At 61.4% G+C, this 15,380-nt stretch carries 13 protein-coding genes; 8 read left to right on the top strand and 5 right to left on the bottom strand.

The genetic code is table 11. From position 1 onward, the window contains the following. The first annotated feature begins 190 nt into the window (after positions 1 to 190). The 5 genes from xylF (at position 191) to xylA (ending at position 6,387) form a co-directional block, all read left to right on the top strand. Positions 191 to 1,222, top strand: a complete 1,032-nt coding sequence (gene xylF, locus FIV05_RS04765; protein WP_173013774.1) for a D-xylose ABC transporter substrate-binding protein — start codon at positions 191 to 193, stop codon at positions 1,220 to 1,222. Between the two features lie 137 nt (positions 1,223 to 1,359). Beyond that, on the top strand, positions 1,360 to 2,649 hold the full coding sequence (locus FIV05_RS04760) for a sugar ABC transporter permease (protein ID WP_152508842.1): 1,290 nt from the start codon (positions 1,360 to 1,362) through the stop codon (positions 2,647 to 2,649). Between the two features lie 24 nt (positions 2,650 to 2,673). Next, positions 2,674 to 3,441, top strand: a complete 768-nt coding sequence (locus tag FIV05_RS04755) for an ATP-binding cassette domain-containing protein (RefSeq protein WP_006939086.1) — start codon at positions 2,674 to 2,676, stop codon at positions 3,439 to 3,441. Between the two features lie 149 nt (positions 3,442 to 3,590). Next, positions 3,591 to 5,042 carry a xylulokinase gene (gene xylB / locus FIV05_RS04750; protein WP_152508841.1) on the top strand — a complete coding sequence of 484 codons (1,452 nt, stop codon included), beginning with the start codon at positions 3,591 to 3,593 and terminating at the stop codon, positions 5,040 to 5,042. 25 nt (positions 5,043 to 5,067) lie between these two features. Next, positions 5,068 to 6,387: a xylose isomerase gene (gene xylA / locus FIV05_RS04745; protein WP_062491089.1), complete on the top strand. Its 1,320-nt coding sequence runs from the start codon at positions 5,068 to 5,070 to the stop codon at positions 6,385 to 6,387. Between the two features lie 94 nt (positions 6,388 to 6,481). On the opposite strand, the gene FIV05_RS04740 is transcribed toward xylA, so the two are convergent. Then, a complete protein-coding gene (locus FIV05_RS04740; protein ID WP_152508840.1) occupies positions 6,482 to 7,444 on the bottom strand; it encodes a DJ-1/PfpI family protein in 963 nt (320 codons plus the stop codon). 84 nt (positions 7,445 to 7,528) lie between these two features. Here FIV05_RS04740 and FIV05_RS04735 point away from each other — a divergent pair, with 84 nt between their 5' ends. Further along, positions 7,529 to 8,707 (top strand): MFS transporter, encoded by a 1,179-nt coding sequence (locus tag FIV05_RS04735; protein WP_152508839.1) that lies wholly within the window; start codon positions 7,529 to 7,531, stop codon positions 8,705 to 8,707. Positions 8,708 to 8,721: 14 nt separating this feature from the next. Here the strand turns inward: FIV05_RS04735 and FIV05_RS04730 are convergent, their stop codons facing one another. Next, positions 8,722 to 9,231, bottom strand: a complete 510-nt coding sequence (locus FIV05_RS04730) for an MmcB family DNA repair protein (protein WP_077293228.1) — start codon at positions 9,229 to 9,231, stop codon at positions 8,722 to 8,724. Positions 9,232 to 9,367: 136 nt separating this feature from the next. On the opposite strand from FIV05_RS04730, the gene FIV05_RS04725 reads away from it, so the two are divergent. Then, positions 9,368 to 9,850: a hypothetical protein gene (locus FIV05_RS04725; protein ID WP_152508838.1), complete on the top strand. Its 483-nt coding sequence runs from the start codon at positions 9,368 to 9,370 to the stop codon at positions 9,848 to 9,850. A gap of 276 nt (positions 9,851 to 10,126) precedes the next feature. Here FIV05_RS04725 and FIV05_RS04720 read toward each other — a convergent pair whose 3' ends face one another. Further along, positions 10,127 to 10,543 (bottom strand): lactoylglutathione lyase, encoded by a 417-nt coding sequence (locus tag FIV05_RS04720; RefSeq protein ID WP_152508837.1) that lies wholly within the window; start codon positions 10,541 to 10,543, stop codon positions 10,127 to 10,129. A gap of 159 nt (positions 10,544 to 10,702) precedes the next feature. On the opposite strand from FIV05_RS04720, the gene FIV05_RS04715 reads away from it, so the two are divergent. Beyond that, positions 10,703 to 11,701 (top strand): LysR family transcriptional regulator, encoded by a 999-nt coding sequence (locus FIV05_RS04715; RefSeq protein WP_152508836.1) that lies wholly within the window; start codon positions 10,703 to 10,705, stop codon positions 11,699 to 11,701. A 36-nt stretch (positions 11,702 to 11,737) separates the two neighbouring features. Here the strand turns inward: FIV05_RS04715 and sulP are convergent, their stop codons facing one another. Then, a complete protein-coding gene (gene sulP, locus FIV05_RS04710) occupies positions 11,738 to 13,522 on the bottom strand; it encodes a sulfate permease (RefSeq protein WP_152508835.1) in 1,785 nt (594 codons plus the stop codon). Between the two features lie 92 nt (positions 13,523 to 13,614). After that, positions 13,615 to 15,285, bottom strand: a complete 1,671-nt coding sequence (locus FIV05_RS04705; RefSeq protein WP_022999240.1) for a bifunctional protein tyrosine phosphatase family protein/NAD(P)/FAD-dependent oxidoreductase — start codon at positions 15,283 to 15,285, stop codon at positions 13,615 to 13,617. Positions 15,286 to 15,380 lie beyond the last annotated feature (95 nt).

The following is a 15,380-nucleotide window of genomic DNA, read 5'->3' as shown; positions in this document are numbered from 1 at the left end:
CCCCGCGGAACAGTGTTTTGCAAAACCATGTTGACAGGAGCAGCGCTTTCCTGCAACTTTTTTTCGGGCACCAAAAAAAATAACAATAAGGCTGTCCTTTCTGAAGGCGCCTCGAAAAGGCGCTTCGACACTGACGCATTTCAGGCACATCCGTCCGACGTGGGATGCGCCAACTGGAGGAAACATCGCAATGCGTAAAATCACCACTTTGCTGGCGGGCGCCCTGCTGTCCGCGACCGCACTGAACCTGGCCCACGCAGAAGACGTCATTGTCGGCGTGAGCTGGTCCAACTTCCAGGAAGAACGCTGGAAGACTGACGAAGCCGCCATCAAGGGCGCCCTTGAGGCAGCCGGCGCGACTTACATTTCCGCCGACGCGCAGAGCTCGTCCGCAAAACAGCTTTCCGACGTTGAGGCGCTGATCGCACAAGGCGCGACCGCCCTCATCATCCTGGCGCAGGATTCCCAGGCAATCGGCCCGGCCGTGCAGGCCGCTGCCGACGAAGGCATCCCGGTTGTCGGCTACGACCGCCTGATCGATGATCCGCGCGCCTTCTACCTGACCTTCGACAACGTTGAAGTTGGCCGCATGCAGGCTCGCGCCGTTCTGGCTGCCGCGCCGAAGGGCAACTACGTCATGATCAAGGGCTCCCCGACCGACCCGAACGCGGACTTCCTCCGCGGTGGTCAGCAGGAAGTCCTGCAGTCCGCAATCGATGCGGGTGACATCACGATCGTTGGCGAAGCCTACACCGACGGCTGGCTGCCGGCGAACGCACAGCGCAACATGGAACAGATCCTGACCGCCAACGACAACAAGGTCGACGCGGTTGTTGCCTCCAACGACGGTACGGCCGGCGGTGTCGTGGCCGCTCTGACCGCACAGGGCATGGACGGCATTCCGGTGTCCGGTCAGGACGGCGACCATGCCGCTCTGAACCGCGTTGCAAAGGGCACGCAGACGGTTTCCGTCTGGAAGGACGCTCGCGAACTCGGCAAGGCCGCCGGTGAAATTGCCGTCAGCCTGGCCAGTGGCACCGACATGTCCGGCGTCGATGGCGCAGCTGCCTGGACGTCTCCGTCCGGCACCGAGCTGACCGCCAAGTTCCTGGCACCGCTCCCGGTCACCAAGGACAACCTGACCGCGGTCGTCGATGCAGGCTGGATCTCCAAGGATGATCTGTGCCAGGGCGTCGAGAACGGCCCGGCTCCCTGTAACTAATAACACTACGCTTAATGTACGGCCCCGGTTACTGTTAACCGGGGCCGTAATAACAGGGACAGCTGCTGCGAAAGCCGCTCCCCGGGATGGGCCACCCGATGCGTAAGCGTAATGGTCTCCAAGCAGGAGTAACCTCTATGTCTGACACCGCACTGTCAGGGCCCAAAAGCCCGACAGCACGAAACTTGTTTGCCGCATTGCAGCTGGACACACGGCTTCTCGGCATGATCGGGGCGTTCATCGTCCTGTGCCTGGTGTTCAATGTGATTACGGATGGCCGGTTCCTGACGCCGCGCAACATCTTCAACCTGACGATCCAGACCGTGTCCGTTGCCATCATGGCCACCGGCATGGTGTTTGTTATCGTCACCCGCCACATCGATCTGTCTGTCGGCTCCGTTCTGGCGACGGTCGCGGCGGTCATGGCGGTTGTCCAGACCGATGTCCTGCCGCCGCTGCTCGGTCTCGGCAATCCGGCTATCTGGATCCTGGCCATTCTGGCCGGTGTGGTTGTTGGTGTGCTGATCGGTGCCTTCCAGGGCTGGATGGTCGGTTATCTCGGCATTCCGGCCTTCATCGTGACGCTCGGCGGCCTCCTGGTCTGGCGCAACGTTGCCTGGTTCATCACCTCCGGTCAGACGATCGGCCCGCTCGATGAAACCTTCACCATGATCGGCGGTATCGGCGGCACCATGGGCGAAACGGGGTCGTGGATCTTTGGCGTTCTGGCCGTCGCCGTTGCGCTGTGGATGCAGGTCTCCTCGCGCCGCCGCAAGGCTGCGCATGGGTTCCCGGTCAAACCCGGCTGGGCGGAAGTCACCATGGGTGTCATCACGACCGGGGCAATTCTCGGGTTCGTCTGGGTGCTGAATGCCTATGACATTCCCACGGCCCGTCTTGAGCGGATCTTCGAGGCCCGGGGCGAAACCATGCCGGAAGGCCTGGTCATGGGCTACGGCATTCCCTACTCGGTGCTGCTCCTGATCGTGGTTGCCGTCGTCATGACCATCGTCGCACGCCGCACCCGTCTCGGACGCTACATCTTCGCAACCGGCGGCAACCCGGATGCCGCGGAGCTCTCCGGCATCAACACCAGGTTCCTGACCGTCAAGGTATTTGCCATCATGGGCGGCCTCAGCGCGCTCGCAGCCGCTGTCGCGGCCGCACGCCTCGGTTTTTCGACCAACGACATCGGCACGCTGGACGAACTCCGGGTCATTGCCGCGGCAGTGATCGGCGGCACCGCGCTTGCCGGCGGCGTCGGCACGATCTACGGCGCCATCCTGGGCGCGCTGATCATGCAGTCATTGCAGTCGGGCATGGCCATGGTCGGCGTCGACGCCCCGCTGCAGAACATTGTCGTGGGCACGGTGCTCGTCATCGCCGTCCTCGTCGACATCATCTATCGCAAGCGCACGGGAGACTGAGACATGGACGCGCCTCTCGTAGAAATGAAAGACATGTGCATCTCCTTCGGCGGGGTGCAGGCCGTGGATCATGTCTCTGTCGATCTTTATCCGGGTGAAGTCGTGGGTCTGCTTGGCCACAACGGTGCCGGCAAGTCGACCCTGATCAAGATCCTTTCCGGTGCCTACAAGGCCGACAGCGGCGAAATCCGCATCAACGGCAAGGAAGTGCACATTCACTCGCCGCGCGACGCGCGGGCGCAGAACATCGAGACCATCTACCAGACGCTTGCTCTGGCGGACAATCTCGACGCCGCGTCCAACCTGTTCCTCGGCCGTGAACTGACCTCGCCGCTCGGCTTTGTCGACGATGATGCCATGGAAGCGGAAACCCGCAAGATCATGGGCCGGCTCAACCCGAACTTCAAAAAGTTCCATGCGCCGGTGAAAGCCCTGTCGGGCGGTCAGCGCCAGTCGGTGGCCATTGCCCGCGCGGTCTACTTCAATGCCAAGATCCTGATCATGGACGAGCCGACCGCCGCGCTTGGCGTGCATGAAACGCAGATGGTGGCTGAACTCATCCAGGAACTGAAGAAACAGGGTCTCGGCATCTTCCTGATCAGCCACGACATCCACGACGTTTTCCAGCTTTGCGACCGTATCGCGGTCATGAAAAACGGTCAGCTTGTCGGCACCGCCCGCACGACCGACGTCACTGATGACGACGTGCTTGGCATGATCATCCTGGGTAAATGCCCGGAAGGGGCGATCCCGGGTCCAGGTGCCCTTGTGGACGATACAGTGGTCGGATAAACCGACGGGACCCGCGGGCTCTTGCCCGCGGGGCTTCCTCATGGTTTGAACAGATGGCCTGGCCCTGTTCGGACGGTGTGGACACTCATGCCGACACCCGGTCACGGGCCATCGGCATTCTTTTTGATTGTTTTTGAGGAACGCACCTCATGTATATCGGCCTCGATATCGGTACCAGTTCGGTCAAAGCCATTCTTCTTGGTGAAGACCAGTCTCTGATCGCATCGGCAACCGCGGAGTTGACCGTCCAGCGTCCCCATCCGGGCTGGTCGGAACAGGACCCGGACAGCTGGTGGCGCGCTTGCGAAACCGTTCTGGACGCGCTCAAGGCGGAAGCGCCGAAGGCCATGGCTGCAGTGCGTGGCATCGGCTTGTCCGGCCATATGCACGGTGCCACGCTTCTGGATGCCTCCGGTAAGCCGCTGCGCCCCTGCATCCTGTGGAACGACGGCAGGTCGGGCAAGCAATGCTCGGACCTGGAAGCGGCCGAGCCGAAATTCCTGACGCTCGGCGGCAACCGGGTGATGCCGGGCTTCACCGCGCCGAAGCTGCAGTGGGTGCGCGAGAACGAGCCGGAAATCTTCGCCAGAACCACCATGGTTCTGCTGCCCAAGGACTATGTCCGCTTCAAGCTGACGGACGAGTACGTCGGCGAAATGTCGGATGCCGCCGGAACGCTCTGGCTGGATGTCGCCAGACGCGACTGGAGCGACGCGCTTCTGGCCGCCACGGGCCTCACTCGTGAGAACATGCCGCGCCTTGTCGAAGGCTCCGAAAGCTCGGGCACACTCAAGGCGGATCTTTGTGGCCGCTGGGGTTTCGACGCAGCTCCGGTGGTGGCCGGCGGCGGCGGCGACAATGCCGCATCTGCCTGCGGTGTCGGCGCGGTCGATCCGGGCTCGGCCTTTGTCTCGCTCGGGACCTCCGGCGTGCTGTTCGTGACCAACGACCGCTTCTCGCCCAACGTCGACAGCGCGGTTCATGCGTTCTGCCATGCCGTGCCGGACACCTGGCACCAGATGGGGGTGATCCTTTCAGCAACCGACAGCCTCAACTGGCTGGCGAAGGTACTGAAGCGGAATCCGGGTGAACTCACCGGTCTGGTCGGCAATGTGGAAGGGCCTTCGCCCGTTTCCTTCATGCCTTATCTCGGCGGCGAACGGACGCCGCACAACGACGTCGACATCCGCGCCGGCTTCTTCGGCATTTCCCACGGAACCGACGACGCCGAACTCTGCCACGCCGTGCTGGATGGTGTCGCCTTTGCGCTCAAGGACTGCCTGGAAGCGCTCAGTGTTGCCGGCACCGGGATCGAACGCGTTCTGGCGGTCGGCGGCGGGTCTCGCTCCACAGTCTGGCTGGAGATCATCGCCAGCCTGCTCAATGTTCCGGTCGACGTTCCGGTGGATGGCGACTTCGGCGGCTCGCTTGGCGCGGCAAGGCTCGGTCAGGCCGCCGCGCTCGGTAGCACCGAGGGCATTTTCACCAAGCCGGCCCTCAAGGCCAGCATCGATCCGGTGCCGGCCCTCACACAAAGATATGCCGAAGGCTACGAGCGCTGGCACAAGCTTTATCCGGCGCTCAAGCAAGCCGGCTTTTAGGAAACATATTCAAGGAGATGACAACATGAGCACTGGGTTCTTCGGCGATCTTCAGCCGATCCAATACACCGGGCCGGCAAGCACCGAGCCGCTGAGCTATCGCCACTACAACAAGGACGAGATCGTCCTTGGCAAACGCATGGAAGACCATCTGCGTCTTGCCGTGTGTTACTGGCACAGCTTCTGCTGGCCGGGGTCCGATCCGTTTGGCGGCGAAACCTTCAACCGGTCCTGGATGGCGGCTGGCGGCGATCCGATGGAACAGGCCAAACTGAAGGCAGACGTTGCCTTCGAGATGTTCCAGATCCTGGGCATGCCGTTCTTCACCTTCCATGACCGCGACGTTGCGCCGGAAGGCCGGACGCTCGCCGAAAGCAATGCCAACGTGAACGCGATTGCCGACATCTTCGAAAAGAAGATGGCCGACACCGGCATCAAGCTCCTTTGGGGCACGGCCAACATGTTCTCCAACCGCCGCTTCATGGGCGGTGCGGCCACCAATCCGGATCCGGACGTCTTCGCCTATGCCGCCGCACAGGTGAAGAACGCAATGGACGTCACCTATCGCCTCGGCGGTGAGAACTATGTGCTCTGGGGTGGCCGCGAAGGCTACGAGACCCTGCTCAACACCAACATCAAACAGGAGCTGGACCAGTTCGGCCGCTTCCTCAACATGGTGGTCGAATACAAGCACAAGATCGGCTTCAAGGGCACGATCCTGATCGAGCCGAAGCCGCAGGAACCGTCCAAGCACCAGTACGACTACGACGTCGCCACCGTCTATGGGTTCCTGAAGGCCTACGGGCTGGAAAACGACGTCAAGATGAACATCGAGCAGGGCCACGCCATCCTGGCCGGTCACTCGTTCGAGCACGAACTGCACATGGCCCGTTCGCTCGGCATCTTCGGGTCCGTCGACATGAACCGCAACGACTACCAGTGCGGCTGGGATACCGACCACTTCGGCATGAACGTGCCGGAACTGGCGCTCGCCTATTACGAGATCCTGATGGCGGGCGGCTTCACCACCGGCGGCACCAACTTCGATGCCAAGCTGCGTCGCCAGTCACTCGACCCGGTCGATCTGATCCAGGCGCATGTCGGCTCGGCCGACGCAATTGCTCGCGGACTGAAGGCCGCGGCAGCCATGATCGAGGACGGCCGGCTGAAGGGCTTCGTCGATGACCGTTATGCCGGCTGGCAGAAGCCGGAAAACGCCGACATCCTCAAGGGTGGTTCCTCGCTCGAGACATTGGCCGAGCGCGTCCACAAGGCCGACCTGGAACCGCAGCCGAAATCCGGCAAGCAGGAATACCTGGAAAGCCTGGTCAACCTGTTCGTCTGATGCAAACTGCATCCGGGGCGCTGGTTGCAGCGCTCCGGATGGCATCTCAGCTGATGTCCGGCAGGTGCCATCCGCGATCTGTCGCCACAGGGTTTCAGCTATCCGCGAATTTTTCCCGGTACTCGCCGACGGTGGTATTGAGATGCCTCTTGAACGCCCGCTGCATTTGCTGGAAATCGGAGAAACCGGAAACACGGATAGCGCTTCCCACCGGCGCACCGCCTGACAGGACATCCGCTGCCCGCTTGAGCCTGTAGCGTTCCAGATATTTCACGGGCGTTAGCCCCGCGCTTGCGGAAAACCGTCGGCTCAAGGTCCTCGGGGTCAGACCGGCAACCTCAGCCATCAACTCCAGTGTCCAGTCGCGTCCGGGATTGTCCTGCAAGGCGTCAAGCAGCCGGCCAAGTTCGCGGTCGCCGGAAAACTGCGCTTCAAGCAAGTCAGCGAACTGGGTTTGGCCACCGGCTCTTTTCAGATAGACGACCAACTCGCGGGCAACGGCAAGAGCCAGGGCTCCACCATGGTCCCTCTTGATGATCTCCAGCGCCAGATCGATGCCTGAGGCCACGCCTGCGGACGTCATCACATTGCCGTCGATGTGATACAGCTCGTCGGTAGACCAGCGCACCTCAGGAAATTGCCGTCGCACCTGTCGGGCGCGCCGCCAGTGGGTCGTGGCTTTCCGGCCATTCAAAAGGCCAGCATTGGCCAGGACCAGCGCACCGGAGCAGATCGAGATTACCCGTCTGTCCTCCATTTCCGAAGGCCATGTTGCAAGAAAATCCAGGATCATCCGGTCATGCATCGCTTGATCGACACCAGTCCCGCCCGGTATCAGGAGATCCCGCCGCCCGTTTGTCGAAGCGGTCGTGTCCACTTGCAATCTGAGCCCGCAGGAAGAGGTGACCCCCATCCCGTCCATGGAAACGAAGCGCAACCTGTAGCGTTCGGTGCCGTCTTCGTTTGCCGAACTGAAAACCTGCGCGGGACCTGCCACATCCAGGATGTTCAGGCCGTCGAAAAGCAGGATGTCGATCTGGCGAAGCGTTTTGTCCATAATTGACGACACTATGTCATTATAGACAGTCGGTTCAACCGGTAAACAGGAGTGATCCCTGGCGTAACCGGTACGGACGGCCTCATGCTCACGAGAAACTTTCTCCTCATTCTCCTTGCGAATATCGTGCTCGGCTCGGCAATGCCGATGCTGATCATCCTTGGCGGTCTGGCAGGAGGGTGGCTGGCTCCCCACGTGTGGCTCGCAACCGCTCCGCCGTCGACGCAGATGCTGGTCGGCATCATCGTGGCAACGCCGGTATCTCTCTTCATGGGGCGCTTCGGCAGGCGAGCAGGTTTCCTGCTTGGCGCGGCAATGCTGGTCTTCGGCGGTATCTTCGCGGCATTGGCGCTTGTTCTGCAGAATTTCATCCTGCTCTGCCTGGCACATGCGGCTCTTGGGGCCGCATTGATCAGCGTGAACTATTTCCGGTTTGCGGCCTCCGAGGCGGTTCCCGCCGAACATCGGGCCCAGGCGATTTCCTTCACACTGGCTTCCGGACTGGTGGCCGCGTTGCTGGGGCCGCAACTGTTCAATGAAGCAAAGGACGCACTGGCGCCGATACCGCTGGCAGGAGCCTATCTTGCAATCGCCATGCTCGGAGTTCTGGGGGCGTTGCCGGTCTGGTGGTTAAGGATGCCGGCATCGCCACTCAAGGTGGCCCACAGGCGCGCGGAAAGCGCGGTACGGATCCTGAGCCGTAATCCTGGGGCGGTCGGAGCGATCGGGCTTGCAGCTTTGTCACAGGCGATGATGGTTCTTCTGATGACCCCGACACCCTTGGCGATGATCGGTTGCGGGTTCGCCGAAGGCCAGGCCGCGGATGTCATTCGCTGGCACGTGGTCGCAATGTTCGCGCCCGGTTTCTTCACGGGGTTTCTGATCCGCCGCTTCGGTGGAACCAGGATCGCCGTCCTGGGGCTCGTTCTCCTGTTCGCTTCCGCGCTGACGGCATGGTCCGGCATCGGCCTGCTCGAATTCTACGGTGCCCTCGTCCTGTTGGGCGTGGGTTGGAATTTCGGTTTCATCGGAGGAACGCATTTGCTGCAGGCAGCCTTGAGCGACGAGGAAAGGCCGCTGGTCCAAGGCGTCAACGATACGCTTCTTGCGGTTTCGTCCTCCGGAGCCTCGCTTCTCTCCGGCGTGCTGTTTGCGGGGATCGGCTGGACGGGTCTGGCTGCGGTGTCCGCTCCTGTCCTGGTGCTGCTCGCACTGATCCTGGTGCTTCGCCTCCGGCGCAGGGAAACCGTTGCAAGGGCGTGAGACGAAAGTCGGCCCTAGTAGCTCTGGAACAACCGAACGCCGTCCGGGTCTGACAGGTTGTGCAGGCGGTGTGCGGCATGGCGGGCGAAGCGGTGGGTTACCGATTTCCGGGTGGCCGCCGCCAGCTTGTGTTCCGGTGCTTCGCGCAGGATCTCCGCCCCGAAGCCGTCGGAAACAATCAGCCCGGCTTCCTCGGGAAAGATCTCCAGCGGGACGTCCGGATGCGTCGCGAAATAGAGCCGGTCGCAATGAAGGCGGTAGTCCGGCCACTTGGTATCCGCCCGGAAATCGGCAATCGAGGATTTGACCTCGACTATCCAGAGCTCATGTTTCGGCCCAAGCGCCAGAAGATCCGCCCGCCGGGCGGAGGCAAGAGTGACTTCCGGCAGGCAGGCGAAATCGAGCTGTCGCAACAGCCGCGCGGCCCCGCGCCAGACCTTCAGCGCGGTTTCCGACTGACGTCCGTCCTTGAGCGGGTCATCCAGCTGAATCCGCCCCGCTAGTGGCTGATGATCGGGTTCCATGCGCATTTTGTTCCACATTTGTTCGTTTTTTGCAAGTTTTGCCGTTGGCGACATTGACCTTTCCTGCCAACTTGCGCGATGTTTCGGCGCATCGGATAATCCGGTTGGATCTTGTCACTCCGGGAGGGGGTAGCGGTTGAACGGTTTCACACGAAATGCCTTGTTGGGCGTTGCACTGGCGTTTGCGTGCGGGCCTGCGCTTGCAGGCAAGGGAGACCTGATGTTCCAGGTGCCGAAATCCGCACCCCTTCTGCAAGGGCGGGCACTGGATCTGCGTTTTGCGGATTTCGCGCAAGGCATATGGGTGCGGGAACTGCAGGATTGTCCTGCTCCGCGGATCGACCGAAGCGCGCCCGGTTCCACGCTGGCCATCTACCGCGGTCTTCTGGAAACCCCGGGGCGCATCTGTCAGGTGTATGGGGCCGAAAAGAGCGGCAAGATGACCCAGCGTGCGGCAATCAGTTGCCTGCTGACGGATGGCGGCGAGGCGATCGAACTGGTCACCGTTCGGCCCCGTGGTACGGAAGGGCTCATGGTTCAGGAAGGCGAAAAGCCGCCGGTCCATTTCCGCTTCTGCGAGAAGATCGTGCCGATCCTGCAGTCGTCAAACAGCAACTGATGCCCCCTTTTGCTGGTTGGGTTGGAAGCCAGGAGCCTGAGTGCAAAACGCTCATCCTGAGGAGCCGCAAGGCGGCGTCTCGAAGAATGAGGCTGGTGGCAAGGATAAAGCCATCTTCCAGTGGGGCGTCAGGCAATATTTCGCATTTGTCGCCAGGCCGGCTCAGGTCTCCAACCTGTTCCAGGCGGTTTATCAGACGCTCTTTGACGTGAAACAGGCGCAGGCAGGTGGAGAGCAAAGTCCACAAGGCGTTCCAGTGCTCCCGCAACAGCCTTCTTACTCAGTTTCGGACGGCATTCCAGCCGGGTCCATCCAGGTCATTTCCAGAATGTGACCGTCCGGGTCTGCTATCGCGCAGTTGTAAAGCCAGCCCATATCCATGACGTCCCGTACTTTCGCGTCGCCCCCCGCTGCCGACCCGGCCGCGATGACATTGTCGACTTCCTCCCGGCTGTCGTGGGAAAGGGCAAGCAGCATCTGGCAAGTCTGATGGGCGTCCGGAATTTTCCGCGATACGAAGCTGGCAAAATACTCCCGCGTCAGTAGCTGAAACGTGATCGTGTCCGACCAGACCATGCTGGACGCCTGGGCGTCGCTGAACTGGTCGTTTCGGAAGCAACCAATTGCTTTGTAGAATTCCGTGGCAGCGGCAAGATCCGCAACAGGCAGGTTCACAAAAATCATCTTGGACATCGCAATTCCTCAAGGTCTGGGGATGGAACGGGGTTGGTCTGTTGCAAGGGGAAACGGCCGATTGCCGATCGCCGGATGCATGATTGCCGTGCCCTTCACCACCGTTGAACGAGAGGACAGTAGTTGCTGATCTGAAATGCTTGTAGTAACAAAAATGAAATGCAGCATTCCAATCCGCTAAAACTGAAATGGGACGATCTGCGCTTTATCCTTGCGGTGGAGCGGACCGGTTCGTTCGCAGGCGCTGCCGGACAACTGGAAACCAGCACGCCGACCGTGTTCCGGAGAGCGCGGGATATGGAGGATCGGCTTGGTACGCAGTTGTTCAGGCGCGATACCACCGGTGTGACCCTGACGGCTGCGGGCCATGATGCCGCGACGCTTGCAAAGTCGATGGAACTGGAAATCGCGTCTCTGGAGACGCGGATCGCGAATGAAGACCGGCAACTGGCTGGTACGGTTCGCCTCGCCACGGTCGATACACTCATTGCCGGACCGCTGATGCCGCTGGTGTCAAGATTCCGGGAGCAGTATCCGGACCTTTGCCTTGATATCAGATCAGGCGTCGGAATGGCTGACATCGGCCAGCGGGAAGCCGATGCCGCATTGAGAGCGGGAGGCGAGCCGCCTGAAAGCCTCGTGGGACGGCGCCTGTGCCGGATCGCGGTCGCGCTATATTGTGGCCCTGAGTTTTTTCGGAAGTCGGGCAACCCGTCGGCGTTAAGCCAGGTAGATCCGGACCCGATCTCCGACCTGGAAGCCCTTCACGCATGTCTTGCCCGGCAGCGGTTGCCGTTCTGCCTGCCGGACGGTGACCTTCAGCACCTTGCCACGGCAAAATGGCTTGCGGACCGGAAGCGGTTCGTGGAACCTGCACTCAAGGTCAACAGCATCCATACACTGGAACAGGCCGTGGCCAACAACGTGGGTCTCGGGCTGTTGCCCTGCTACCTGGCGGATCTCAATCCGCGATTGGTCCGCTTGACGGCGCCGATTGAGGAGTTTGCCAGCGATCTCTGGTTCCTGACACACAGGGAACTACGGGAAACGGCCAGGATCAGGGTCCTTTCGGATTTCCTGTTTCGTGAATTCAGGTCCCTCAAGGATCTTTTCGAGGGACGTACCAGATCTGTCGAAGGTGATTTTTCAGGTCGGTGAAACCAGGGCGTCAACCGAGAGGGCGCCGGAGCTGGATCAGATCTCCGGCCCGCTCCACAGGTTCGACTTCGCAGTTTTCTTCGGCGTGCGGCTTTCCGAAATATGCGCCGTCAGCGGGTCGAGCGTACACAGGGCGTCATACTGGCTGAGGAACACCTGCCCGCTCAAATGCTTCAGGAAATCGGTCCGCTTCAGTCGGTCCATCACCGGTCCTTTCACCTCCGAAAGGTGGAAGGAAACACCGGAATCCGACAGGCGGTGGTTGATTTCCTCAAGGCTCTCCAGGGCGCTGGCGTCGATCTCGTTCACGGCCGGGCACATCAGCACCACGTGTTCGATATCGGGCTTTTCGGCCACCAGTGCATAGATCCGGTCTTCCAGAAACCGCGAATTGGCAAAGAACAGGCTTTCATCGACCCGTAGCGTCAGCACCCGGTCACCCGTCACCACGGCGTGCCGGTCAACATTGCGGAAGTGCTCGGTTCCCGGCACGACGCCGACAATTGCCATATGCGGCCGGCTGCTGCGGTAAAGATAAAGCGCGATCGACAGGGCAACGCCGGTCACCACGCCCGGCTCGACACCGAAGAACAGTGTGATCAGGATCGTCGCGGCCATGGCCGCGAAATCGCTCTTCGAATAGGCGAACGTCCGCTTGATCGCGCCGAGATCGACCAGCGACAGCACGGCAACGATAATGGTGGCGGCCAGAGTTGCCTGCGGCAGATGCGTCAGCAGCGGGGTCAGGAACAAGGTGGCCAGCGCAATGCCGACGGCGGTGAAGGCACCGGCCGCCGGGGTTGCCGCCCCGGCATCGAAATTGACGACCGAGCGGGCGAACCCGCCGGTGACCGGATAGCCGCCGGAAATGGCGGAGGCAATGTTGGAGGCGCCGAGGCCGATCAGCTCCTGATCCGGCTCGATCCGCTGACGCTTCTTGGCTGCCAGCGTCTGCGCTACGGAAACGGATTCCACAAAACCGATAACCGAAATCAGCAGCGCGGGACCGGCAAGCGCCAGCCACAATTCGCTGTCGAAGGCTGGCAGATGCGGCACCGGCAGGCCGGAGGGAATGTCCCCGACAACACGCACGCCTTTCTCGCCGAGTTGAAAGACGGCGGACAGGATCGTGGTCACCGCTACGGCTGCCACTGGCCCGGCCTTGGTCAGGATATCGGCAAAGAACGGTTTCAGTCCCATGCCGAGCAGCAGTTTCTTCAGGCCCTTGCGCACCCAGAACAAAAAGGCCGTGGCCGATACGCCGATTGCGAAGGTGATCCAGTTGATCTCGCCAAGGTGCTGCAGGATGGAGCCCAGGATGTCGTAAAGCGTATGCCCGTTCGCCTTGACGCCGAGGATGTGCTTGAGCTGGCTGGAAGCAATCAGCAGGCCCGACGCGGTGATGAAGCCGGAAATCACCGGATGGCTCAGGAGGTTCGCCAGGAAGCCGAGCCGGAACAGGCCCATGGCGATCAGCATCAGGCCCGAGAGGAAAGCGAGAATGATGGCGGCACCCAGATATTCCGGGGTGCCCTGCCTGGCCAGTTCGCCAACGGCGGAAGCCGTCATCAGCGAGACCACGGCAACCGGCCCGACGGCCAGCGCACGGCTGGTGCCGAACAGGGCGTAGGCGACAAGCGGCAGGATGGATGCATAAAGGCCGACTTCGGGGGGCAGGCCAGCCAGAAGCGCATAAGCAAGAGACTGCGGGATCAGCATGATCGTCACGATCACCGCCGCAACGAGATCGTTTGTCGCCGTTTCCCTGTCATAGCTCTTGCCCCAGTCGAGAATGGGCAGATAGCGCTTTAGGCGGATCATTTTTCTTGGCCTTTGTCGGGGCTGGTAAAAACTCGAGCCGGGAAGCCGGCTCGAGTTGCAGGTTGGTATGACGGGCCCGTTTCCCGGGCTTGTTATGCTGCCGATACTTTTTCCGGCTTGGCCAGCCATTCCTTGCCGCGCAACATGGCACGCCAGTAAATGGGAGGCAGGATGCGCTCCTTCAGGAGCCATGCAGTGCGCGTTGGCTTGGTCCCGTCCACCAGCCAACGCGGGAAGCTCGGCAACAGCGTTCCACCGTAGCCGAACTCGGCCAGGACGATCTTGCCACGTTCAACGGTGAGCGGGCAGGATCCGTAGCCGTCATATTGGGCTGTCGCGCTGTGCCCTGCGATATCGGAAACGATGTTTTCCGCGACCACCGGTGCCTGTTTGCGCGCGGCTGCGGCCGTCTTGGCGTTCGGTGCGTTCATCACATCACCGAGCGACCAGATGTTGTCGAAGGTCTTGTGGCGCAGCGTGGACTGGTCGACATCGACCCAGCCGGCGGCATCCGCCAGCGGCGAGACGCGGATGAAATCGGGCGCCGTCTGCGGCGGCGTCACATGCATCATGTCGAACTCGACTTCCACCTGGCGTGGATCCTTTTCCGGTTCCTTCACCTCGAAGACGGCCTTTTTGCCGGGCCCGTCGACGGCAACCAGATTGTGGAAGAAGTTCAGGCCGGCATCGTATCGCTTCACGTAATCCATCAGCGCAGGCACATAGTCCTTCACGCCGAACAGCACACCGCCGGCATTCATGAACTGGATGTCGATCTTGTCCAGAGTGCCGGACTTCAGCCAGTGGTCTGCGGAAAGATACATGGCCTTTTGCGGCGCACCGGCGCATTTGATCGGCATGGGCGGCTGGGTGAACAGCGCCCGTCCTGCCTTCATGGTCTGCACCAGGTGCCAGGTGTAGGGGGCCATGTCGTATCGATAGTTGGACGTCACGCCGTTCTTGCCGAGCGTGTCGACAAGGCCTTCGACCTTGTGCCAGTCGAGCTTCAGGCCCGGGCAGACCACCAGCCGTCCGTATTTGACCACACGGCAGCCGTCCAGAACGACGGCATTGTCCTTCGGTTCGAAGGCAGCGACAGCCGACTTGATCCAGTGAACGCCCTTCGGAATGAGGGAGCCCATGGTCTTGGCTGTGTCCGAGGCCTCGAAGATGCCGCCGCCGACCATCGTCCAGCCGGGCTGGTAGTAGTGAACGTCTGCCGGGTCGATGATGGCGATTTCCAGGTCCGACTTGCGGGAAAGCAGACTGGAAGCCACCGAGATGCCGGCAGCGCCACCGCCCACGATGACAACGTCGAAACGCGCATCCTCGGCAGTCTCGGTCGGCGTGCGGCCGCCGTTGGCGATGCGCCGCACCACGCCAGCCATGTCGTAGCCGGCGGCCTTGGTTTTGGAGAGGATGTCGGAGAGTGGCAGCTTTTCGGCCTGGGACAACGACCAGAGCGTTGCCGAGCGCGTACCGGTCCGGCAATAGGCCAGGATCGGTTTCGGCAGGCTTTCCATCAACCGTCCGAATTCTTCGGCATCCGTATCGCCCACCTTGCCGGCAACGATGGGCAGATACCGCGCTTCCATTCCGAGCTTGCCGGCAGCCGCTTCGATTTCCTCGAACGAGGGCTGGTCGGCACCTTCTCCGTCGGGGCGATTGCAGATCACCGAGCGAAAGCCCTGTTGTGCAAAGTCGGCCATGTCCTCGGGTTTTACCTGGGGAGCTACCGATATCTGGGAATTGATTGCTTTCATGGGTCCTGTCCGCCTCCTCCCGGCGATGAAGTCTCGACCGATTTTCTGCAGACGCCCTCCCCGCGTGGATTCACGGGGATCAGCCGCCTGCTTCG

It is taken from the genome of Labrenzia sp. THAF191a (genome assembly GCF_009363335.1).
Taxonomy (GTDB): domain Bacteria; phylum Pseudomonadota; class Alphaproteobacteria; order Rhizobiales; family Stappiaceae; genus Roseibium; species Roseibium algicola.
Note: the sequence above shows the minus strand (reverse complement) of the source record. Positions and strands in the feature narration are given on the sequence as shown.